Consider the following 22,816-nt stretch of genomic DNA (forward strand, 5'->3'; position numbering starts at 1 on the left):
GCCACGCTCTACTGAGGCAACTGCGCCTCGATCGCCGCCACCAGCTCGGGCGCGTCCGGCTCCGTGCGGGGACGGATGCGGGCGACCGGCTCGCCCGCCGGCGAGATCAGGAACTTCTCGAAGTTCCACTGGATGTCCCCGGCCTCACCCTCCGCGTCCGCGAGCCGGGTCAGCTCCACGTACAGCGGGTGCCGGTCCGCGCCGTTCACCTCGGTCTTCTCCAGCAGCGGGAAGCTCACCCCGTACGTCGTCGAGCAGAAGGTCTCGATCTCCTCGGCGGTCCCCGGCTCCTGGCCGCCGAACTGGTTGCACGGTACACCGAGCACGGTGAACCCGCGGTCCCCGTACTCCTTCTGGAGCCGTTCCAGACCCGCGTACTGCGGGGTCAGCCCGCACTTCGATGCCACGTTCACCAGCAGCACGGCCCGCCCGCGGTAGTCGCCCAGCGACGTCGGCTCGCCGGTGAGGGTGCGCAGCGGAATGTCGTACAGCGTCATGGATGTCTCCTCGTCGGTCTCTTCCCGGCCCATTCTCACCCCACGGGCACATCGGCGACGCGGCCGACCGCCTTGTAGTAGAAAGTCGTCGGCTTCAGGACCCCGTCGGGGCCGGCCGCGTAGTCCGGTACGGAACCGCACTCCGTCCACCCCGCCGCGCGGTACAGCCGCTCCGCGGGGCTGCCGCTCTCGGTGTCCAGGACCAGGAGCGTGACGCCGTCCTCGGCCGCCGCGCGCTCGGCCGCGGCCAGCAGCTCACGGCCGAGCCCGCGCCCGCGCGCCGAGGGGCGGACCATCAGCTTGGTCACCTCCGCGCGGTGGTGGGCGTTGGGCAGCGCCGCCCGGACCAGGCCGATGGTGCCCGCGACGCGCTCCCCGTCCCGGGCGATCCACGCCTGAAGCCGCCCCGCCTCCACGGAAGCGGCCCGGGCGCGCCACCACTCGGCGGCGGCCTCCCGGCCCAGGGGCGCCAGGAACCCCACGGACGAGCCTCCCTCGACGGTCTCCACCAGCAGGGCGGCCAGTTCATCGGCGTAGGTGACCAGCTCGGGGCCGGACACCGGGACGATCTCGGTCATGGGGGAGGTCCTTCCGTGGGACGCCGGGCCGCATCCCCGCGCGGGCCGGCTGCGACGTGATCCTAAGCGGGCGTCCGGAGGGCAGCGGGGCGGGGCTGCCGGTCAGCCCCCTGCCCGCCGTTCTGCCGGACACGCGTCCTCGTGACACTCTGGAAACGGAACGTCCGGTTCGGCTCTGGCCCACGCCGGGCGACCGTGCCAGAAAAGGAGGCCCGACATGGCCAACACCGGCAGCGCACCGGCGGCTCCGCACGGCACCGACGGATCACACCATCCCGCCCGCACGGGCTGGACCGCGTTCGCCGCGGTCCTGATGATCTTCGGTGGTGCAATGGCGATCTTCCAGGGGATCGCGGCCATCGCCAAGGACGACGTGTTCGTCGCCACGCGCAACTACGTCTTCGAGTTCAACCTGACGGGCTGGGGGTGGATCCACCTCATCCTCGGAATCGTCATCGTCCTCGCCGGCTGCGCGCTGTTCACCGGCGCCTTCTGGGCGCGGGCGGTGGGCGTGGTCCTGGCCGGGCTCGGCGCACTGGCCAACTTCCTGTGGCTGCCGTACTACCCGCTGTGGTCCATCGTGCTCATCGCCATCGACATCTTCATCATCTGGGCGCTCTGCGCGGGCCCGGACCACCACCGCGCGAAGGTCTGACCGGGCCTCAGGGCTCTCTCAACAGAACAAGGGTGTCGCCCGGAGCCGGCTCCGGGCGACCGTTCTGTGTGGCCGGGACGAGCAGGCCCTCGGGCCGCACCACGAACAGCATGTGCTCCCCGGGCGCCGGCGGGCTGTCCGCCGGCCGGGTCACCACCCGCGCCCCGGCCTCGTACTTCCGGGTGATCTCGGGCCGGGTGAGACCGGGCCCGAACAGGGCCACACCGTCGGTGTACGGGGCCACCACCCCGTGGTCCGCGGAGGGCGGGGCGAGCCGGCCGACCTCCCCCTCGACGCTCTCCCGGAGCGTGACCGACGCCAGCGCGTTGAAGTCGTCCTCGCCGGTGAGCAGCAGCACCGAGGTGATCCCCTCCAGCTCCGCACCGGCCCCGGTGGCCGAGGCGAACAGCTCACCGGGCGCCAGCTTCAGCCCCGCGGCCGTGATCCGCGCCCGTTCCTCGTCCGCGCCCGCCCACATCAGCACGTCGAGCCCCGCCGCACTCAGGGCGCACGCCAGGTCCACCGCCCAGGGCGCCCCGCCCACCAGCAGCGGCCGGGACCGCGCGGGCCGCAGCACCCCGAGCCGCCGCGCCGCCGGGAACGCCGTCAGGCCGTAGAGCGTCACCGTCGCCACGATCACCACGAAGGTCGCGGGCAGGATGCGCTCCGCACCGGCGATGTGGTGCCCGGCCAGCTCGGCGGAGAACGTGGAGGCGGTGGCCGCGGCGACGATGCCCCGGGGCGCCATCCAGCCGATGAACCACCGTTCCCGCGTGGGTACGTCGGTGCGGGCCGCCGCGAGGTGGGCGACGAGCGGCCGGGTCACCAGGACGAGGAGGGCGGTCAGCGCGAGTGAGGGCAGCACCACGTGGCGCAGCGAGGCCGGGGTGACCGTCGCGGAGATGGAGATGAAGAGCAGGCCGATGATCAGGGAGACCAGCGTCTCGAAGAACGGGCGGCGCACCGGCAGATCGAGGCCGGGCAGATTGGCCATGGCCATCCCCATGACGACGGCCGAGATCAGGCCCGTGTCGTCGCGCAGCGCGTCGCAGGCCGCCGCCACCCCGACCACGGCGGCCAGCTGGAGCGACGTGGCCAGCTCCTCGCTGAGCCGCACCCGCCGCAGCACCAGCCACAGCACCGCCGCACCGGCCGCGCCCGCCCCCACGCCCACCGCCGCGCTGGCCAGGAAGTGCCCGAGCCCCCTGCCGAACCCCGGCCGGTCGCCCGCCACGACCCCGTGGAAGACGAGCGCCCCCAGAATGCCGCCGACCGGGTCGATCAGAGCGCCCTCCCAGACGAGGATGCGCCGCAGCCGCTCCGTGGGCCGCACGAAGGCGAGCAGCGGTCCCACGACCGTCGGGCCCGACACGACGAGGATCGCCGCGAGCATGACCGCCGCCTGCGCCGACATGTCCAGCACGGGTACGGCGAAGAGCGCGGCGGACACCAGCGTGAGCAGCGCCCCCAGCCACAGCAGCCGGATCACCACCCGCCGGTTGTGGCCCCTGAGCCGCTTCAGGTCCAGGCCCAGCCCGGCGTCGTACAGGATGACGGCCACCGCCAGCGACACCAGCGGCGAGAAGGCGGGGCCGAGCAGCCGTTCTGGGTCGATGTCGTCGGTGAGCGCCCCGGCGGTGAACCCGGCCGGCAGCAGCACGAGCAGCGCCGGCACCCGCAGCCGCCGCGCCAGCAGCTGCGAACCGACCGCGAGCACCACGATCAGCCCGAGCCCCACGTACACCTGGTCCGCCGTCATCGACCCGCCTCCTCGGCGCACCCGGGCGCCGGACGCGACCCGCACAGCAGCGCGCGCGACCACCTTCCGTGCCGCCGCCCGGCCGGGACGCGAGGGCTCGCCTCAAGGGGCGCACCCGATGGCCGGGATCGCCCGGACGGGCTATCCGCCGAGGTGGGGCGGCACGCGGAGGGCCGGCCTCATGGCCGGACGCGCCCCTCGGCGGCGTCGAACGCGGGGGCGAGCGGGGCCAGTGCCGCGCGGAGCCGGCAGGCCAGTGAGCCGGCGGGCACGACCAGTCCGCCGGCGTCCGGAGCCCCGGCGGTCCCGGCCGGCTGGATCCAGCCCTCCAGCGCGATGCGGACGGCGGCGGCGACGCTCGCGGCGAGGACGCGGGCGGCCGGAGCCGACGCGTCGTCCAGGCGCGCGGCGACGGCCGTCGTGAGCGGGGGCTCGATGCCGGCGGTGGCGTCGAGGAAGGCGGCGCGCAGCGCGGGCCGGGTGGTGACGAGCAGCAGCGCCTCCTGACCGTGCGCACCGGGGTCCGTGTACTGCTCGACCACCGCGTCGGTGACGGCGTCGGCCAGGCGTACATCAGGCGGCCGAGCCGCGACGGCAGTAGCCACGCGCGCCTCCCGGTCGGCGGTGACGGCCGAGACGATCGCCTGCTCCCGGCTCGCGAAGTAGTTGTTGTACGTGCGCGGAGAGACGCCGGCCGCCTCGGCGATGTCCTCGACCCGCACCCGCTCGGGCCCCTGCTCGACGGCCAGGCGCAGCGCCGCCTCGCGCAGCGCCTCGCGGGTGGCCTGCTTCTTGCGCTCCCGCAGTCCCGGTGGTGTCGTCACCGCGCCAGCGTGCCACGGAGACTGCGCGCGCGCAAACTTGCGTGCACGCATCTTTCCTGCGAACCTCGGCCGGACCCGACCGACGGAGAGGACCCACCATGCGGGCCAGAGGAATGACGTACGACACCGGATTCGTCCTGCACGGCCGCACCTCGCGCGAGCGCTTCGACCTCGCGGTGGTCCGGCGGGAACTGGCGATTATCCGCGACGACCTGCACTGCGACGCCGTCCAGATCATCGGCGGCGACCCGGACCGGCTGGAACAGGCCGCGTCCGTCGCGGCCGGACTCGGCCTGGAGGTCTGGTTCTCGCCCTACCCGCTGGAACTGGAACCGGAGCGGATCCTCACGCTCTTCCGCGACTGCGCCGCACGAGCGGAGCGGCTCCGGCAGGAGGGCGCCGCCGTCGTGTTCGTCGCGGGCGTCGAGCTGAGCGTGATGAACCGCGGGTTCCTGCCCGGCGAGAGCCCCGAGGAACGCGTCGGGCACCTGATGAGCCGCCCCGAGCTACGGGCCGAGGCGATCCGCGAACTGGGCGTGCGCGTCAACGCGTTCCTCGGCGACGCGGTGGCCGCCGTCCGCGAGCACTACCAGGGCCCCCTCACGTACGCCGCCATCCAGTTCGAGCAGGTCGACTGGGCCCCCTTCGACATCGTGACGTACGAGCTGATCCGCTCCGCCGGGATCGCCGACCGGTTCCGCGAGGCGGTCCGCGCCCTCGCCCGCGGCCCGAAGCCGCTCGCCGTCACCGGCTTCGGCACCGCCGCCTACCGTGGCGCGGGCGACCGGGGCGGGCGGGTCCTCGAAGTGGTCGAGCACGACCCGCTGACCAAGGCCCCGGTACGGCTGGACGGCGTCCACGAGCGCGACGAGGCCGGCCAGGCCGCGTACCTGGACGAACTCCTGGAGGTCTTCGAGACCGAGGGAGTGGACAGCGCCTTCGTCTTCCTGTTCGCCCTCCCCGGCTATCCGCACCGCCCGGACGGCGATCCCAGGGACGACCTGGACCGGGCGGGACTGGGCATCGTCAAACTCCTCGAAGGACGCCGGGGACGTACCTACCCCGACATGGAATGGGAGCCCAAGGCCGCCTTCGAGGCGGTGGCGCAGCGGTACCGGAGGTGACGGCCGCTACTCCCGCTTGTCGTCCCAGGGCATGCCGAGCCAGCTGTCGAAGGAGGTGACCAGCGCCGTCAGCGCCGCCGCCAGCCGCTGGTCGGTCCACTGCGCGTGTACGACGACCTCGCCGTCGGCGTGGAACTCGAAGGGCGTCTCACCGGCCGCCCGCCAGCGGATGCGCCGGGGCCCGCGTGGCACATCGCCGCCGCCGTTCACCAGGCTGCCCACGCCGATCGCCAGCCACAGCGGGTACAGCAGCCACCACACGTACCACCAGAAGATCCGGCCCTTGTAGCCGACGGCCTCGGCGCAGCCGGTCTGGGTGACCGTCCAGCGCGTGCGCAGGCCCTTGCCCGAGCACGCCTTCTCGCGCACGACCGCGCCCAGCAACTCCCCGTGACCGCCCAGCACCTGGTACGCCGAGACCCCGTCACCGGCCGACGCGGTGACGACCGTCGCCAGCCGGGCGCGGCGCTCCGGGTCGGCCCACAGAACGAAGGAGCGGGCCCCGTCCTTGCGGGCGGCGAGGTACGCCGGTATGCCGCCCGGCGGCAGCTCCCGCTCCAGGTGGGCCAGCACCCTCGACTCACCGGCGGGCACGTCCGTGACCTTGACGACATGGCTGAAGGGTGAGACGGGAGCGGGCGCCGGCGCGCCCTTGCGCGGCTTCCTCCCCGTGGCGACGGGACTCACGTTCAGGACGGTGGCCACGTGCGCGCTCCTCCGTTGCGATGATCGGGAAGTCGAACAGTAGCCCTACCGCCCGGGGGAGTTACGCGGGCGGGGCGTCGCCCAGCCGCCGGAACAGCCCCTCCTGCACCACCGACACCAGCAGATTGCCCGCCCGGTCGTAGATCCGGCCGCGCGCCAGACCTCGTCCGCCCGTCGCGACCGGCGACTCCTGGTCGTACAGGAACCACTCGTCCGCCCGGAACGGCCGGTGGAACCACATCGCGTGATCCAGGGACGCCATGTCGAAGCCGCGCGGGCCCCACAGCGGCTCCACCGGGATGCGGACCGCGTCAAGGAGCGTCATGTCGCTCGCGTACGTCAACGCGCAGGTGTGCACCAGCGGATCGTCGCCCAGCGGCCCTACCGCACGCATCCATACCGCGCTGCGCGGGTCCGCGTCCTTGATCTCCTCGCGCGTCCAGCGCAGCCGGTCCACGTAACGGATGTCGAACGGCTGGCGCCGCGCCATCCGTTCCAGGGCCTCCGGCAGACCGCCCAGGTGCTCGCGCACCTCTTCGGCGACCGTCGGCAGCTCCTCCGGATCGGGCACCACCCGGGCAGGCGGCAGCTGGTGCTCGAAGCCGGCCTCTTCCGGGCGGTGGAACGACGCGGTCAGATTGAAGATCGTCCGGCCCTGCTGGACGGCCGTCACCCGCCGGGTGGTGAACGACCTGCCGTCCCGGACGCGCTCCACGTCGTACACGATCGGCACCCCGGGACGGCCCGGACGCAGGAAGTAGGCGTGCAGCGAGTGCACCGGCCGGTCCCCGTCCGTGGTGCGGCCCGCCGCCACCAGCGCCTGCCCCGCGACCTGCCCGCCGAAGACCCGTTGCAGGGACTCCTCGGGACTCCGGCCCCGGAAGATGTTGACCTCGATCCGCTCCAGGTCGAGCAGGTCGACCAGACGCTCGGCGGGGTTCGTCATGCCGTTTCTCTCCACTCTCACAACTGGCCCACGGACGTGACCCGCACGACCGCCCGGCCCTCCTCGTCCGACGCGGCGAGGTCGACCTCCGCGCTGATGCCCCAGTCGTGGTCGCCGTTCGGGTCGGCGAACGTCTGGCGGACCCGCCACACACCGTGCGCCGCGTCCTCGTCGATCTTCAGCAGCTTCGGGCCGCGCGCGTCGGGGCCGGTGCCCAGCTCCTCGTACTCGTCCCAGTACGCGTCCATCGCCTCGCCCCACGCGTCCTCGTCCCAGCCCGCGTCCGCGTCCAGCTCGCCCAGGTCGCGGACCCGGTCCAGCGCGGCCAGCTCCACCCGGCGGAACATCGCGTTGCGCACCAGCACCCGGAACGCGCGGGCGTTCGCGGTGACCGGCTTGACCTCGTCGGCCCGCTCCTGCGCCTGCTCGGCGGTCTCCACCTCGGGGTTGGCCAGCTGCTCCCACTCGTCCAGCAGACTGGAGTCGACCTGACGGACCATCTCGCCCAGCCAGGCGATCAGATCCTCCAGGTCCTCGGACTTGATGTCGTCCGGGATGGTGTGCTCCAGCGCCTTGTACGCGCTCGCCAGATACCGCAGCACGATGCCCTCGGTCCGCGCCAGCTCGTAGTTCGACGTGAACTCCGTGAACGTCATGGCCCGTTCGTACATGTCACGGATCACCGACTTCGGCGACACCGGATGGTCGCCCACCCACGGGTGGCTGCGCCGGTAGACGTCGTACGCGTGCCACAGCAGCTCGCTCAGCGGCTTCGGGTACGTCACCTCCTGGAGCAGCTCCATCCGCTCCTCGTACTCGATGCCGTCGGCCTTCATCTGCCCGACCGCCTCACCGCGTGCCTTGTTCTGCTGCGCGGCCAGGATCTGGCGCGGATCGTCCAGCGTCGACTCCACCACGGAGACCATGTCGAGCGCGTACGACGGCGAGTCCGGGTCCAGCAGCTCGAACGCGGCCAGCGCGAACGTGGACAGCGGCTGGTTCAGCGCGAAGTCCTGCTGGAGATCCACGGTGAGCCGGACGATGCGCCCCTCGGCGTCCGGCTTGTCCAGCTGCTCCACCACACCGCCGTCCAGCAGCGACCGGTAGATCGCGATGGCCCGGCGGATGTGCCGCAACTGGGCCCGGCGCGGCTCGTGGTTGTCCTCCAGCAGATGCCGCATCGCCTCGAAGGCGTTGCCCGGGCGCGCGATCACGGACAGCAGCATCGTGTGCGTGACCCGGAAACGCGAGGTCAGCGGCTCCGGATCGGACTGGATGAGCTTGTCGAACGTGGTCTCCGACCAGGCCACGAAGCCCTCGGGGGCCTTCTTGCGGACGACCTTCCGCTTCTTCTTCGGGTCGTCACCCGCCTTCTTGACGGCCTTCTCGTTCTCGATGACGTGCTCGGGCGCCTGGGCGACGACGAAGCCCGCCGTGTCGAAGCCCGCCCGCCCGGCCCGGCCGGCGATCTGGTGGAACTCCCGCGCCCGCAGCGTCCGCACCCGGGTGCCGTCGTACTTGGTGAGCGCGGTGAACAGCACCGTGCGGATCGGTACGTTGACGCCGACGCCCAGTGTGTCCGTACCGCAGATCACCTTCAGCAGACCCGCCTGCGCCAGCTTCTCCACCAGCCTGCGGTACTTGGGAAGCATGCCCGCGTGGTGCACACCGATCCCGTGGCGCACGTACCGCGAGAGGTTCTGGCCGAACTTGGTGGTGAAGCGGAAGTTGCCGATGAGATCGGCGATCTTCTCCTTCTCCTCCTTGGTGCACATGTTGATGCTCATCAGCGACTGCGCCCGCTCCACCGCGGCCGCCTGCGTGAAGTGCACGATGTACACCGGCGACTGCCGGGTGTCCAGGAGCTCCGTGAGCGTCTCGGTGATCGGCGTCAGCCGGTACTCGTAGCTCAGCGGTACGGGACGGGTCGCCGAGCGGATCACGGAGGTCGGGCGGCCGGTGCGCCGCGTCAGGTCCTCCTCGAACATCCGGACGTCGCCGAGCGTCGCCGACATGAGGACGAACTGGGCCTGCGGCAGTTCGAGCAGCGGGATCTGCCAGGCCCAGCCCCGGTCCGGCTCCGCGTAGAAGTGGAACTCGTCCATCACGACCTGGCCGATGTCCGCGTACTTTCCGTCACGCAGCGCGATCGACGCCAGCACCTCGGCGGTGCAGCAGATCACCGGGGCGTCGGCGTTGACCGAGGCGTCCCCGGTGAGCATGCCGACGTTCTCCGTACCGAACAGCTTGCACAGGTCGAAGAACTTCTCCGAGACCAGCGCCTTGATCGGCGCGGTGTAGAAGGTGACCTTGTCCTGGGCCAGAGCGGTGAAGTGCGCACCCGCCGCGACCAGGCTCTTCCCGGACCCCGTGGGCGTGGAAAGGATCACGTTGGCCCCGGACACCACCTCGATCAGCGCCTCCTCCTGAGCGGGGTAGAGGGTGATCCCCTGCGTCTCGGTCCAGGACGAGAAAGCCTCGAAGAGAGCGTCGGGATCGGCGGTCGGGGGGAGCTGATCGATAAGGGTCACGCCCCCATCTTGCCTGTCTTCCGCCCCGATGAGGGAACCGGACGACGGCCCGAAGATCACGAACGATACGCTTCCCACTCAACTCGGCCACGCCGCAACGGCGGTGGCCGGATCCCGCGCTCGGGTGCACCACCCGGCGCACTCGGCGACACCTACGGGGGCTCGGCAGTCATGATGGGACCGGCACACTCTCTGTCAGGGGCGGCGGCCTGGCTGGGGGTGGGCGCCGCGGCGGCGGCCACCGGACACACCATGCCGTGGCCCGTCCTGGTCGTCGGGGCGCTGATCAGCGCGGGCGCCGCGCTCGCCCCCGACCTCGACCACAAGTCGGCGACCATCTCGCGGGCCTTCGGGCCCCTCTCACGCGGGATGTGCGAGATCGTCGACAAGCTCTCGCACGCCGTCTACAAGGCCACCAAGCTCCGCGGCGACTCCCACCGCAACGGCGGCCACCGCACCCTCACCCACACCTGGGCCTGGGCCGTCCTGATCGGAGCGGGCGCCTCCGCCGTCGCGTACACCGGCGGGCGCTGGGGGGTCCTCGCGATCCTCTTCGTCCACCTGGTCCTCGCCGTCGAGGGGCTGCTCTGGCGGGCCGCCCGCGTCTCCAGCGACGTCCTGGTGTGGCTGCTCGGCGCGACCAGCGCGTGGATCCTCGCCGGAGTCCTCGACAAGCCGGGCAACGGCGCCGACTGGCTGTTCACCGACCCCGGCCAGCAATACCTCTGGCTCGGGCTGCCGATCGTGCTCGGCGCCCTCGTCCACGACATCGGCGACGCGCTGACCGTCTCGGGCTGCCCGATCCTGTGGCCGATCCCGCTGGGCCGCAAGCGCTGGTACCCGATCGGCCCGCCCAAGGCCATGCGCTTCAAGGCCGGCAGCTGGGTGGAGATCAAGGTGCTGATGCCCCTCTTCATGATCCTCGGGGGCGTGGGCGCGGCGGCGGCGATGAACGTCATCTGAGCCGGCCGGGCGCCGGATCCGGGGGCCGTCGCGCCGGCCCCCGGGACCCGTCAGCCGTGCCAGGAGCGCCAGAGCGCCGCGTACGCCCCGTCCGCCGCCACCAGCTCGTCGTGGCTGCCCAGCTCCGTGATCCGGCCCTGCTCGACCACGGCGATCACGTCCGCGTCGTGCGCCGTGTGCAGCCGGTGCGCGATCGCCACCACCGTACGGCCCTCCAGCACCCGGGCGAGCGACCGCTCCAGGTTGCGGGCCGCCCGGGGGTCGAGCAGCGAGGTCGCCTCGTCCAGGACCAGCGTGTGCGGATCGGCCAGTACCAGCCGGGCGAGCGCGATCTGCTGGGCCTGCGCCGGAGTGATCACCAGGCCCCCCGAGCCGACCTCGGCGTCGAGCCCCTGCTCCAGCGCCCGCGCCCAGCCGTCCGCGTCGACCGCGGCGAGCGACGCCCACAGCTCCGCGTCCTCCGCGTCCGTACGCGCCAGCCGCAGGTTGTCCCGCAGCGAACCGACGAACACGTGGTGCTCCTGGTTGACCAGCGCCACGTGCGACCGCACCCGCTCCGTCACCATCCGCGACAGGCGCGCGCCGCCCAGCGTGATCGCGCCCTCCCGGGGCGCGTAGATCCCCGCCAGCAGCCGGCCCAGCGTCGACTTGCCCGCACCCGACGGGCCGACCAACGCCAGCCGCGTGCCCGGCGCGACGTCCAGCGACACCCGGTGCAGCACGTCGACCCCGTCCACGTACCCGAAGCGCACCTCGTCGGCGCGCACGTCCCGGCCGTCCGGGGACACCGAGGCGTCGCCCGCGTCCGGCTCGATCTCCCGGACACCCACCAGCCGCGCCAGCGACACCTGGGCCACCTGCAACTCGTCGTACCAGCGCAGGATCAGACCGATCGGGTCCACCATCATCTGGGCGAGGAGCGCACCCGTGGTGAGCTGGCCGACGGTCATCCACCCCTCGATGACGAACCAGCCGCCCAGCAGCAGGACCGCGCCGAGGATCGTCGCGTACGTGATGCTGATGACCGGGAACAGCACCGTCCGCAGGAACAGCGTGTACCGCTCCCACGCCGTCCACTGCTTGACCCGCAGGTCCGACAGCGCGACCCGGCGCGCCCCCAGCCGGTGCGCCTCCACGGTCCGCCCCGCGTCCACGGTCTCGGCCAGGGCCGCGGCGACCGCCGCGTAGCCGGCGGCCTCCGAGCGGTACGCCGAGGGCCCCCGGCGGAAGTACCAGCGGCAGCCGATGAGCAGCACCGGCAGCGCCACGACCACCGCCAGGGCGAGCGGGGGAGCGGTGACGGTGAGGGCGGCGACCAGCAGCCCCACCCACACCACACCGATCGTCAGCTGCGGGACCGCTTCGCGCATGGCGTTGGCGAGCCGGTCGATGTCGGTGGTGATCCGGGACAGCAGATCACCCGTACCGGCCCGCTCCAGCACGCCCGGCGGCAGCCGCACCGACCGGACCAGGAAGTCCTCGCGGAGGTCGGCGAGCATCTCCTCGCCCAGCATGGCGCTGCGCAGCCGCATCATCCGGGTGGCCACGGTCTGCACCACGAGCGCGCACGCGAACACCGCGGCGGTGCGCTCCAGGTGCAGGTCGCGGACCCCGTCGGACAGGTCCTCCACGAGCCCGCCCAGCAGGTACGGGCCCACGATGGACGCGATCACCGCGAACGTGTTGAGCAGGGTCACCACGACGAACGGCTTGCGATGGCGCCGCATCAGCTCCAGGACGTAGGCCCGTACGGTCGCGGGCCGGCCGACCGGCAGGGTGGTGGCCGTCTCGGGGGCGGCCGGATCGTAGGCGGGGGGTACGTGGGCCGGTGGGGCGACGCCGGTCATTGCCTGTCCTCTCATGCCCGTTCCTCGATTTCCTGGTGCGCTTCCTGGTGCGCGGCGGTCTCGTCGTCGGTCTCGCGGGTGACGACGGCGCGGTACCGCTCCTCGGTGCGCAGCAGCTCGCGATGCGTACCGACCGCCACCACCGTTGCGCCGTGCACCAGCGCCACCCGGTCGGCCAGGTCGAGGAGCAGGGGCGACGAGGAGAACACGACGGTCGTACGGTCCGCGCGCAGCGCCTTGACGCCCGCCGCGACACGGGCCTCGGTGTGCGAGTCGACCGCCGACGTGGGCTCGTCCAGGACGAGCGTGTCCGGGTCGGTGAGCAGCGACCTGGCCAGGGCGAGCCGCTGGCGCTGGCCGCCGGACAGGGAACGGCCGCGTTCGGTGATCCGGGTGTCCAGCGGCTCGCGGTCCGGCTCGGGGGACGCCTGGGCCAGGGCGGCCAGCACGTCGTCGCACTGCGCGGCGGACAGGGCGGCCGAGGCCGCCACCTGCCCGGACGACGGCACGTCCAGGAGTTCGCGCAGGGTGCCCGAGAGCAGCACGGGGTCCTTGTCCTGGACGAGTACGGCGGTCCGTGCCGCGCCCGGTTCGAGCTCGTCCAGCGGCACGCCGCCCAACAGGACGGACGGCGGCTCGGGGGCGTCGGCGTCCGGTGCCTCGGGCCGGGCGTGCCCGCCGAGCCGTTCCGCCAGCCGCCCCGCCTCGTCGGGGTCGCCGCAGACGACCGCGGTGAACGCGCCGCGCGGGGCCAGCAGTCCGGTGACCGGGTCGTACAGGTCGCCGGACGGGGCGGTGTCGACGGTGGCCGGGCGGGTGTTCCGGCTCAGCGACAGCACGCGTACGGCGCGCTGTGCGGAGGGGCGGGAGAAGGAGTACGCCATCGCGATCTCCTCGAAGTTCCGCAGCGGGAACAGGGCCAGGGTCACCGCGCTGTACACCGTCACCAGCTGACCCACCTCGATCCTGCCGTCACGGGCCAGCGACGCCCCGTGGACGACCAGGGCGAGCAGCAGGAGGCCGGGCAGGAGGACCTGGACCGCCGAGATCAGCGACCACATCCGGGCGCTGTGCACCGCGGCCTCGCGGACCTCCTGCGAAGCGCGCCGGTAGCGGTCCAGGAACAGCTCCTCGCCGCCGATGCCGCGCAGGACACGCAGCCCGGCCACGGTGTCCGAGGCGAGTTCGGTGGCGCGGCCGCCCTTTTCGCGCTGCACATCCGCCCGCCGGGTGGCACGCGGCAGCAACGGAAGGACGGACAGGGCGAGGAACGGCATGGCGACCGCCACGAGAACGCCCATGGACGGAAGGTAGACGACGAGCGCCACGCTGATGACGACGAGGATCGTGGCGGCGGCCAGGAAGCGCGACAGCGCCTCGACGAACCAGCCGATCTTCTCCACATCTCCCGTGGACACCGCCACCACCTCGCCCGCGGCGACCCTGCGGGTCAGGAGGGAGCCCAGCTCGGCGGTCTTGCGGGACAGCAACTGCTGGATCCGGGCGGCGGCGGTGATCCAGTTGGTGACGGCGGCCCGGTGGACCATCGCGTCGCCCACCGCCGTCAGCACGCCCAGCAGCGCGGTCAGCCCACAGGCCAGCGCGAGCCTGCCGCCGGACCGGTCCACGACCGCCTGCACGGCGAGTCCCACCGTCAGCGGGTATCCCGCGACGGAGCACTGGTGCAGCAGCCCCCAGAACAAGGACTTGAGCTGCCCGCGGATCTGGTTGCGGCCCAGCCACAGCAGGAAGCGGGGGCCTGAACGGACGTCGGGATCGCCGGGGTCCGAGTACGGAAGATCGCGAATGTGCATGACATCCCAAAGGATCGGAAGAGGTCGGGCCCGCGGGGCGCCGAAGCGCGTCGGGGCAGCACCGGGTCGCCCACGGCATACGAGGGCGGGGGAAACCGGACCGCGCAAGCCTTGCCTGTCGCCGGGATCGCGGCAAACGGTTTTACGCGGCCGCCGATACGGGTGCGGCCTCAGGTACGGGTGGGATGCGCGCGGACCGCGCGCGCCCCGGGCGGGTAAAGATTCGGCACGCATTCGCCGGGGCCGCCCGGACCGGACGATCGCGTTCATCGCCAGGTGCGAGCATGGACGGATGCGTATAGCCGGTGCGGTTCGGATGGTGGCCTCGGCGGCCGCCTGTGGTGTCCTGCTCACGACCCTGACGTCCTGCGGGGACGGACAGGACACGAAGAAGGGCGCCGCCGAGCGACCGGCTGCCGGGAAGGGCAGTACGAAGGCCCCCGTCAAGGATCTGAAGCGCATCCCCGATGTGGGCGACCGGCTCCAGACGCAGATCCCGGCCGATTCCCGCCAGGTCGTCGCCGTCTACGGTGAGGGCAAGGACTCCGCCGACTCCACCGTCGTGCTCTACACCAAGTCCGGCTCCACCTGGGACAAGGCCGCCTCGTGGAAGGGCCACAACGGCAAGAAGGGCTGGACGCCCGACCACCACGAGAACGACAACCGCAGCCCCGTCGGCGTCTACACCCTCAGCGACGCGGCCGGTGTCCTGCCCGATCCGGGCGCCCGCCTCCCGTACACGCGGACCGCGTCGATCCAGGCCCCGCACTACTGGGCCAAGTCCCACTGGCACGACTTCGACTACGTCATCGCCATCGACTACAACCGGGTCAAGGGCACCCCGCCCAACGACCCGACGCGCCCGCAGGGCCAGACCAAGGGCGGCAGCATCTGGCTGCACATGGACCACGGCAGCGGCACCTCGGCGTGCGTCAGCGTGTCCAAGCAGGCCATGGAGAAGCTGCTGCGCACCCTCGACCCGAAGCAGCACCCGGTCGTCGTCATGGGCGACCGCGCCGCCCTCCGCGCCTGAACCGACGCGGGTCAGGCGGGGCCGGCGCGGGTCAGGCGTGGCCCGGGCGGGTCAGGCGGGGCCCGGGCGGGTCGCCCACTCCAGCTCCATCAGAGCCGAGTGGTACGAGCGGCCCGTCGCCCGGTCCATGCCGATCTCGCACATCCGGTTGGCCGAGAGGTACGCGTCGTACTCCCGGGAGCGCACCTCGGCGGCCTCCTTGGCGGTCGCGGACGCCGTCAGCTCCTTGTGCAGCATCCCGCGGTCGCCCGCGAAACCGCAGCACGCGGCGTCGTCCGGGATCACGGCCTCCTCCGCGCAGGCATCGGCGACCGCGCGCAGCCGGTCCACATCCTCCAGATGCTCCATGGAACAGGTCGGGTGAAGGACGGCCGAACGGGACCTCCGCTCCACCGTCAGCTCCGGCAGCAGCTCGTCCGCCGCCCAGACCAGCGAGTCGACCACGGTCAGCTCGCGGTGCAGCGCCCGGTTGTCCTCGGTGAGGTACGGGACCACCTCATGGGCGATGCCCAGCGTGCACGAGGAGGCGTCGACCACCAGCGGCAGCTTCCCGCCGGCCGTCCAGCCCCAGGCCGCTTCCACGATCCGGTTGGCCATCACGGCGTTGCCGGAGTCGTACCCCTTGGAGTGCCAGATGGTGGCGCAGCAGGTGCCGTTGACGTCGTCCGGGATCCAGACGGGCTTTCCCGCCCGGGCCGACACGGCCACCACGGCCTGCGGCAGCGACGGACCGCGATGGCTGTCCGGGCTGCCGAAGATGCGGTTGACGCAGGCCGGGTAGTAGACCGCGCTCGCCCCGGGCCTGGAGGTGCGCGGCAGCTTGCGGGGCGCGGCGCCGGGGACCTCCGGAAGCCACTCGGGGACCAGATCGGGGTGCACCGCCCGGCGGGCGAGCCGGGTGACCCCTTGCAGCAGTCGGTCGTCGATCCGGCTCGCCGCCGCGACCGCGAGCCGCGCCGCCGTCTCCGCCGTACGGAAGTGCCTGGCGGCGAGCGCGGCGATCCGCTCTTCGCGCGGGGAGTGCCGCTGGTGCCGGAAGCCCTTCATCATGGCGCCCGTGTCGATGCCGACGGGGCAGGCCAGCTTGCAGGTGGAGTCACCGGCGCAGGTGTCCACGGCGTCGTAGCCGTAGGAGTCGACCAGGCTCGTCTCGACGGGCGAACCGTCGGGCTGGCGCATCATCTCGCGGCGCAGCACGATCCGCTGGCGCGGTGAGGTCGTCAGGTCGTGGCTGGGACAGGTCGGTTCGCAGAAGCCGCACTCGATGCAGGGGTCGGCGATCGCCTCGACCTTCGGGATGGTCTTCAGTCCGCGCAGATGGGCCTTCGGGTCGCGGTCGAGGACGATGCGCGGCGCCAGGACCCCGTCGGGGTCGATGACCTGTTTCGTGCGCCACATCAGTTCGGTGGCCCGCGGGCCCCACTCCAGTTCGAGGAAGGGGGCGATATTGCGGCCTGTCGCGTGCTCCGCCTTGAGCGATCCGTCGAACCGCTCCACCGTCAGCCGGCAGAAGTCCGCCATGAAGGCGGCGTACCGGTCGACGTCGGAGGGGCGTGCCGCGTCGAAGGCCAGCAGGAAGTGCAGGTTGCCGTGCGCCGCGTGACCGGCGACAGCGGCGTCGAAGCCGTGCTCCGCCTGGAGCGCGAGCAGCGCCTCGCAGGCGTCGGCCAGCCGGGACGGCGGAACCGCGAAGTCCTCGGTGATCAGCGTCGTACCCGAGGGGCGGGAACCGCCCACCGCGGTGACGAACGCCTTGCGGGCCTTCCAGTAACCGGAGATGGTGCGGGCGTCCCGGGTGAACTCGTTGGTCACCGAGGTGACGGGCCGGACCAGCTCCAGCCGCCGCACCACATCGGCCGCCGCCCGCTCGTACGCCTCCTGGCCCGCCTCGTCCGGGGCCCGGAACTCCACGAGCAGCGCGGCGGTCTCCTTCGGCAGCCCCGCCCAGTCCGCGGGGACCCCCTGCACACTCACGGAGGCGCGCAGGGTGTTGCCGTCCATCAGCTCGACGGCGATGGCCCCCGCCTCGTTGAACAGCGGGACGGCGGCGGCCGCGGCGGTCAGCGAGGGGAAGAACAGCAGCGCCGTGGAGATCCGCCGGTCCAGCGGAAGGGTGTCGAAGACGACCTCGGAGATGAAGCCGAACGTCCCCTCGGAGCCGACCATGAGGCCGCGCAGGATCTCCACCGGGGTCGAGCCGTCGAGGAACGCGTCCAGCCGGTAGCCGTTGGTGTTCTTGATCTCGTACTTGGCGCGGATACGGGCCGTGAGCGCCGCGTCCGCCTCGATCTCCGCCTTCAGCGCCAGCAGCCCCTCGCACAGCCGTGGCTCGGCCCGGGCCAGGTCCACGTCGGCCGCGGGATCGCCGGTGTCCACGACGGTGCCGCTCGGCAGCACGAAGGTGAGCGAGGAGACGGTCCGGTACGAATTCCGGGTGGTCCCCGCGGTCATGCCCGAGGCGTTGTTGGCGACGACTCCGCCGATCGTGCACGCGATGGCGCTGGCGGGGTCGGGACCCAGCAGCCTGCCGTACCGGGCGAGGGCGGCGTTGGCCCGTACGACCGTCGTCCCGGGGCGGATCCGGGCGCGGGCCCCGTCGTCCAGGACCTCGATGCCCGCCCAGTTCCGCCGGACGTCGACGAGGATGTCCTCGCCCTGGGCCTGGCCGTTGAGGCTGGTGCCGGCGGCGCGGAAGACGACGTTGCGGCCCTTGCCGTGCGCGTACGACAGGATCGCCGAGATGTCGTCCAGGTCCTGGGGGACGACCACGACCTGGGGCACGAACCGGTACGGGCTGGCGTCCGAGGCGTACTTCACCAGGTCGGAGACCTTCCAGAGCACCTTCTCCGGGCCGAGCAGGGCGGTGAGACCGGCGCGCAGAGCCTCCGGCGTGCCCTGCGCCCGCGTGTCGGGGACGCGGTCGTGGGAGGGCGGGCGCACCGCCCCGGGGCGCAGTGTGTCGGGGTCCGGCTCCAGCAGCGGCATGGTGGTTCTCCTCGGCGTGCTCGTCGGTCCGACGGCCCGGCGCCGCGTCCCGTGACCGGTCAGCAGCGGCGCTCCGGCATTCCGTCGACCAGGGCGGTCAGCAGACCGCCGAGCACCTCGCGCTGGCCGGCGGTCAACGGAGCCAGGATCTCCTCCGCGGCCGCCCGGCGCGCGTCGCGCAGCGAGCGGAGCGTGGCGATGCCCTGGTCCGTGATCTCGATCCGGACCACCCTACGACTGTCCGGATCGGGGACACGGCGCACCCTCCCGCTCGCCTCCAGGGCGTCGACCAGCGTGGTGACGGCGCGCGGGACCACGTCGAGGCGCTGCGCGAGATCCGCCATCCGGGGCGGTCCGTCGTAATGGGCGACGGTGCGCAGCAGCCGGAACTGCGCGGGCGTGATGCCGATCGGCTCCAACTGGCGGCCCTGGATGCGCTGGAGCCTGCGCGTCAGCCGCAGCAGCTGTTCGGCGAGTACGCCGTCGGGGTCGGGGGAGTCCATGGGAGGAACAGTATCAGGACCTGGTTCATTGTGAGTATGGGTAACAATGAGCTATGCTCTCATTCGACCCGACTGTCACGGTCGCGATCCCCGCGTCCGGGCGGCCCCGCCCCGGCCCGTTGCCGCACGTCCGACGAAGGAGCCCATGAAGCCCGACGAACCCACGTGGACACCCCCGCCCAAGGACGCCGCCCAGCCGCCGGCCGAGCTGCGCCGCATCCTCCGCCTCTTCCGCCCGTACCGCGGCCGCCTCGCGATGGTCGGACTGCTCGTCGGCGCCTCCTCACTGGTGTCGGTCGCCTCGCCCTTCCTGCTGCGCGAGATCCTGGACACCGCCCTCCCGCAGGGGCGGACCGGCCTGCTCACGCTGCTCGCCCTCGGCATGATCCTCACCGCCGTGATGAACAGCGTCTTCGGCGTGCTCCAGACCCTCATCTCCACCACCGTCGGCCAGCGCGTCATGCACGACCTGCGCACCGCCGTCTACACCCAGCTGCAGCGGATGCCGCTCGCTTTCTTCACCCGGACCCGCACGGGCGAGGTCCAGTCGCGGATCGCCAACGACATCGGGGGCATGCAGGCCACCGTCACGTCGACGGCGACCTCGCTCGTCTCCAACCTCACCGCGGTCATCGCCACCGTCGTCGCCATGCTCGCGCTCGACTGGCGGCTCACCGTCGTCTCGCTGCTCCTGCTGCCCGTCTTCGTCTGGATCAGCCGCCGGGTCGGCCGCGAACGCAAGAAGATCACCACCCAGCGGCAGAAGCAGATGGCAGCCATGGCCGCCACCGTCACCGAGTCGCTGTCCGTCAGCGGCATCCTGCTCGGCCGCACGATGGGCCGCTCCGCATCGCTCACCCAGGGCTTCGCCGAGGAGTCCGAGCGGCTGGTCGACCTCGAAGTGCGCGCCAGCATGGCCGGCCGGTGGCGGATGTCCACGATCGGCATCGTCATGGCCGCCATGCCGGCCGTCATCTACTGGGCCGCCGGCATGACCCTCCAGTCCGGCGGGCCCGCCGTCTCGATAGGCACTCTGGTCGCCTTCGTCTCCCTCCAGCAGGGCCTCTTCCGCCCCGCCGTGAGCCTGCTCTCCACCGGGGTGCAGATGCAGACGTCCCTCGCGCTCTTCCAGCGGATCTTCGAGTACCTCGACCTCACCGTCGACATCACGGAGCCGGAGAATCCGGTGCGCCTGGAGAAGATCCGCGGCGAGGTCCGCTTCGAACACGTGGACTTCAGCTACGACGAGACGAGCGGCCCCACCCTCAGCGGCGTCGACATCACCGTTCCCGCGGGAGCCGGACTGGCCGTCGTCGGCCCCACCGGGTCCGGCAAGTCCACCCTCAGCTACCTGGTACCCAGGCTGTACGACGTGACCGGCGGCCGGGTCACCCTCGACGGGGTCGACGTGCGCGACCTCGACTTCGACACCCTCGCCCGGGCGGTCGGCGTCGTCTCGCAGGAGACGTACCTCTTCCACGCCTCGGTCGCCGAGAACCTGCGCTTCGCGAAGCCGGACGCCACCGACGAGGAGATCGAGGAAGCGGCCCGCGCCGCGCAGATCCACGACCACATCGCCTCGCTTCCCGACGGCTACGACACCCTCGTGGGAGAGCGCGGCTACCGCTTCTCCGGTGGCGAGAAGCAGCGCCTCGCCATCGCGCGGACGATTCTGCGCGACCCGCCGGTGCTGATCCTGGACGAGGCGACCAGCGCGCTCGACACCCGTACCGAGAGTGCCGTGCAGCAGGCCATCGACGCACTCTCCGCCGGACGCACCACCATCACCATCGCCCACCGGCTCTCCACCGTCCGCGACGCCGACCAGATCGTCGTCCTCGACGGCGGCCGCACTGCGGAGCGCGGCACCCATGAGGAACTGCTCCGGCTCGACGGCCGGTACGCGGCACTGGTCCGCCGCGACACGGAGATGGCCCCGGTGGCGGGCTGACCGGGAGGCGTGCCGCCGGGCATGGCCTCCCCGAGGCCGGGACCGGCGCGGGTTAGCGTGCCCGCATGGCGCACGAGCCCCCGGACAACCCGCCTTCGGTCACCCCGTCCCGCCGCCGCACGCGCCTGACCCGGCGCGGGCGCCTGACCCGGCGCGGGCGCCTGACGCTGTTCATCGGCTCCCTCCTCGTCCTCGCCGTGGCCGCAGCGGTGCTCGTCCCCCTGCTCACGCGAGGGCCGAAGACCGAGGAGACGGCCCGCACCCTGGTGATCCCCGAGGGCCGTCGGGCGACCCAGGTCTACGCGGCCGTCGACCAGGCCCTCGGCGTACCCACCGGCACGACCGCAGGGGCGGCGCCGACGTCGGACCTGCCGCTCCCGGCCGCCGCGAAGGGGAACCCCGAGGGCTACCTCTACCCGGCGACGTACCCGGTCACCTCCGCGACCACCCCGAAGAGCCTGCTGCGCTACATGACCGACACGGCGGGCCGGCACTTCGGCGCCGACCACATCACGGCGGGCGCACGCCGCAACGACGTGACCGTGTACCAGACGGTGACCATCGCCAGCATCGTCCAGGCCGAGGCGGACACCGAGGCGGACATGGGCAAGGTCGCCCGCGTCATCCACAACCGCCTCGGCCGGGGGATGCCGCTCCAGATGGACTCCACCCTCAACTACGCCTTGAACCGCAGCACGCTGGACACCACCACGGGCGACACGAAGCTCGCAAGCCCCTACAACAGCTACGCCCACAAGGGCCTCCCGCCCACCCCGATCGGCAACCCGGGCGAACAGGCGCTGACCGCGGCGATCACCCCCACCCCGGGCCCCTGGCTGTACTTCGTGACGGTGGCCCCGGGCGACACCCGCTTCACGGACGACTACGCGGAGCAGCAGCGGAACGTGGCGGAGTTCAACCGGAACCGTGGAGGAGCGGGAGGGGGATGAGGCGCGCGAGCGTTCACCCCGCCCTCAGGCGAAGGCGGGCACCTCCACCGGCGCCTCCGGCACATCGTCCCGCAGCAGCGCGACGATCTCGCGCACGGCGGCACGTCCCGCGCGGTTGGCACCGATCGTGCTGGCGGAGGGGCCGTACCCGACGAGGTGGATACGCGGGTCGCGCACGGCTCGGGTGCCCTCCACCTGGATGCCCCCGCCGCGCTCCCGCAGCCGCAACGGGGCGAGATGATCGATGGCCGCGCGGAAGCCGGTGGCCCAGAGGATGACGTCGGCCTCGATGCCGCGGCCGTCGTCCCAGGCGACACCGGTGGGCGTGATCCGGTCGAACATGGGGAGCCGGTCGAGCACCCCGGACTCGCGGGCGCGGCGGATGGCGTCGTTGACGGGCAGCCCGGTCACGCTCACCACGCTCTGCGGCGGCAGCCCGCGCCGTACCCGCTCCTCCACCATGGCGACCGCGGCCCGACCCTGGTCCGCCCCGAAGGGCCCTTCCCGGAAGACCGGCGGCCGACGCGTGACCCAGTGGGTCTCCGCCGCCACCTCGGCGATCTCCATCAGGTGCTGCGTACCGGAGGCCCCGCCCCCGACGACGACCACCCGCAGGCCGGCGAAGGCGGCCGGGCCCGGATAGCCGGCCGTGTGCAATTGCCGCCCCCGGAACGTCTCCTGCCCCGGGTAGCGGGGCCAGAAGGGCCGGTCCCAGGTCCCGGTCGCGTTGACCAGGGCGCGCGTCGCGTACGTACCCTCGGAGGTCTCGACCAGCAGCCGGCCGCCTCCGCCCTCGCGTACGGCGTCGACGTCGACCGGCCGGTGCACACGGAGCCCGAAGGCGTGCTCGTACCGGTCGAAATAGGCGCCGATGACCTCGGACGAGGGCCGCTCCTCGTCCGCACCGGTCAGCTCCATGCCGGGCAGCGCGTGCATGCCGTGCACCTTGCCGTACGTCAGCGAGGGCCACCGGAACTGCCAGGCGCCGCCCGGGGCCGGCGCATGGTCGAGGACCACGAAGTCGCGGTCCGGTGCCAGACCGTTGTGCCGCAAGTGGTAGGCGGCGGACAGCCCCGCCTGTCCGGCGCCGATCACCACGACGTCCACCGACCGCATCGCCATATCGTTCACGTTTCTACCAACTACGACGG

At 72.4% G+C, this 22,816-nt stretch carries 18 protein-coding genes; 6 read left to right on the forward strand and 12 right to left on the reverse strand.

Features of this window, described 5'->3' with window-relative positions:
* Positions 1–8: 8 nt before the first annotated feature.
* Together ACN6LM_RS07915 and ACN6LM_RS07920 are read right to left on the reverse strand one after the other, a co-directional pair.
* Positions 9–497: a glutathione peroxidase gene (locus ACN6LM_RS07915; protein ID WP_445064552.1), complete on the reverse strand. Its 489-nt coding sequence runs from the start codon at positions 495–497 to the stop codon at positions 9–11.
* A 35-nt stretch (positions 498–532) separates the two neighbouring features.
* Positions 533–1,075: a GNAT family N-acetyltransferase gene (locus tag ACN6LM_RS07920; protein WP_445064553.1), complete on the reverse strand. Its 543-nt coding sequence runs from the start codon at positions 1,073–1,075 to the stop codon at positions 533–535.
* 217 nt (positions 1,076–1,292) lie between these two features.
* Here ACN6LM_RS07920 and ACN6LM_RS07925 point away from each other — a divergent pair, with 217 nt between their 5' ends.
* Entirely contained in the window at positions 1,293–1,730 is a 438-nt protein-coding gene (locus tag ACN6LM_RS07925; protein WP_445064554.1) for a DUF7144 family membrane protein, read from the forward strand.
* A gap of 7 nt (positions 1,731–1,737) precedes the next feature.
* Here the strand turns inward: ACN6LM_RS07925 and ACN6LM_RS07930 are convergent, their stop codons facing one another.
* Complete coding sequence (locus ACN6LM_RS07930) at positions 1,738–3,489, reverse strand: cation:proton antiporter (protein ID WP_445064555.1); 1,752 nt, start codon at positions 3,487–3,489, stop codon at positions 1,738–1,740.
* Between the two features lie 179 nt (positions 3,490–3,668).
* The gene (locus tag ACN6LM_RS07935; protein WP_445064556.1) at positions 3,669–4,364 is read right to left on the reverse strand and encodes a TetR/AcrR family transcriptional regulator; all 696 of its coding nucleotides are present in this window, start codon (positions 4,362–4,364) and stop codon (positions 3,669–3,671) included.
* A gap of 47 nt (positions 4,365–4,411) precedes the next feature.
* Between ACN6LM_RS07935 and ACN6LM_RS07940 the strand changes: the two genes are divergently transcribed.
* Positions 4,412–5,437: a hypothetical protein gene (locus ACN6LM_RS07940; RefSeq protein WP_445064557.1), complete on the forward strand. Its 1,026-nt coding sequence runs from the start codon at positions 4,412–4,414 to the stop codon at positions 5,435–5,437.
* Between the two features lie 6 nt (positions 5,438–5,443).
* On the opposite strand, the gene ACN6LM_RS07945 is transcribed toward ACN6LM_RS07940, so the two are convergent.
* The 3 genes from ACN6LM_RS07945 to ACN6LM_RS07955 all read right to left on the reverse strand — a co-directional run bounded on the left by ACN6LM_RS07945 (position 5,444) and on the right by ACN6LM_RS07955 (position 9,619).
* A complete protein-coding gene (locus ACN6LM_RS07945) occupies positions 5,444–6,142 on the reverse strand; it encodes a hypothetical protein (protein WP_445064558.1) in 699 nt (232 codons plus the stop codon).
* Between the two features lie 61 nt (positions 6,143–6,203).
* Complete coding sequence (locus tag ACN6LM_RS07950) at positions 6,204–7,088, reverse strand: acyl-CoA thioesterase (protein WP_445064559.1); 885 nt, start codon at positions 7,086–7,088, stop codon at positions 6,204–6,206.
* A gap of 17 nt (positions 7,089–7,105) precedes the next feature.
* Complete coding sequence (locus tag ACN6LM_RS07955; RefSeq protein WP_445064560.1) at positions 7,106–9,619, reverse strand: DEAD/DEAH box helicase; 2,514 nt, start codon at positions 9,617–9,619, stop codon at positions 7,106–7,108.
* Between the two features lie 171 nt (positions 9,620–9,790).
* On the opposite strand from ACN6LM_RS07955, the gene ACN6LM_RS07960 reads away from it, so the two are divergent.
* Positions 9,791–10,582, forward strand: a complete 792-nt coding sequence (locus ACN6LM_RS07960) for a metal-dependent hydrolase (RefSeq protein WP_445064561.1) — start codon at positions 9,791–9,793, stop codon at positions 10,580–10,582.
* A 50-nt stretch (positions 10,583–10,632) separates the two neighbouring features.
* Here ACN6LM_RS07960 and ACN6LM_RS07965 read toward each other — a convergent pair whose 3' ends face one another.
* Together ACN6LM_RS07965 and ACN6LM_RS07970 are read right to left on the reverse strand one after the other, a co-directional pair.
* Complete coding sequence (locus tag ACN6LM_RS07965; protein ID WP_445064608.1) at positions 10,633–12,429, reverse strand: ABC transporter ATP-binding protein; 1,797 nt, start codon at positions 12,427–12,429, stop codon at positions 10,633–10,635.
* An 11-nt stretch (positions 12,430–12,440) separates the two neighbouring features.
* Entirely contained in the window at positions 12,441–14,243 is a 1,803-nt protein-coding gene (locus ACN6LM_RS07970; protein WP_445064562.1) for an ABC transporter transmembrane domain-containing protein, read from the reverse strand.
* A 316-nt stretch (positions 14,244–14,559) separates the two neighbouring features.
* Between ACN6LM_RS07970 and ACN6LM_RS07975 the strand changes: the two genes are divergently transcribed.
* The gene (locus ACN6LM_RS07975) at positions 14,560–15,276 is read left to right on the forward strand and encodes a L,D-transpeptidase family protein (protein ID WP_445064609.1); all 717 of its coding nucleotides are present in this window, start codon (positions 14,560–14,562) and stop codon (positions 15,274–15,276) included.
* Between the two features lie 51 nt (positions 15,277–15,327).
* Here ACN6LM_RS07975 and ACN6LM_RS07980 read toward each other — a convergent pair whose 3' ends face one another.
* Together ACN6LM_RS07980 and ACN6LM_RS07985 are read right to left on the reverse strand one after the other, a co-directional pair.
* The gene (locus ACN6LM_RS07980; protein WP_445064563.1) at positions 15,328–18,261 is read right to left on the reverse strand and encodes an FAD-binding and (Fe-S)-binding domain-containing protein; all 2,934 of its coding nucleotides are present in this window, start codon (positions 18,259–18,261) and stop codon (positions 15,328–15,330) included.
* 59 nt (positions 18,262–18,320) lie between these two features.
* A complete protein-coding gene (locus tag ACN6LM_RS07985; protein WP_445064564.1) occupies positions 18,321–18,764 on the reverse strand; it encodes a MarR family winged helix-turn-helix transcriptional regulator in 444 nt (147 codons plus the stop codon).
* 145 nt (positions 18,765–18,909) lie between these two features.
* On the opposite strand from ACN6LM_RS07985, the gene ACN6LM_RS07990 reads away from it, so the two are divergent.
* Together ACN6LM_RS07990 and mltG are read left to right on the forward strand one after the other, a co-directional pair.
* Complete coding sequence (locus tag ACN6LM_RS07990) at positions 18,910–20,715, forward strand: ABC transporter ATP-binding protein (RefSeq protein WP_445064565.1); 1,806 nt, start codon at positions 18,910–18,912, stop codon at positions 20,713–20,715.
* A 65-nt stretch (positions 20,716–20,780) separates the two neighbouring features.
* Positions 20,781–21,665, forward strand: coding sequence for an endolytic transglycosylase MltG (gene mltG, locus ACN6LM_RS07995; RefSeq protein WP_445064566.1), 885 nt, complete (start codon positions 20,781–20,783; stop codon positions 21,663–21,665).
* 24 nt (positions 21,666–21,689) lie between these two features.
* On the opposite strand, the gene ACN6LM_RS08000 is transcribed toward mltG, so the two are convergent.
* Entirely contained in the window at positions 21,690–22,781 is a 1,092-nt protein-coding gene (locus tag ACN6LM_RS08000) for an NAD(P)-binding domain-containing protein (protein WP_445064567.1), read from the reverse strand.
* Between the last annotated feature and the right edge of the window lie 35 nt (positions 22,782–22,816).

It is taken from the genome of Streptomyces sp. SAS_281 (assembly GCF_052542855.1).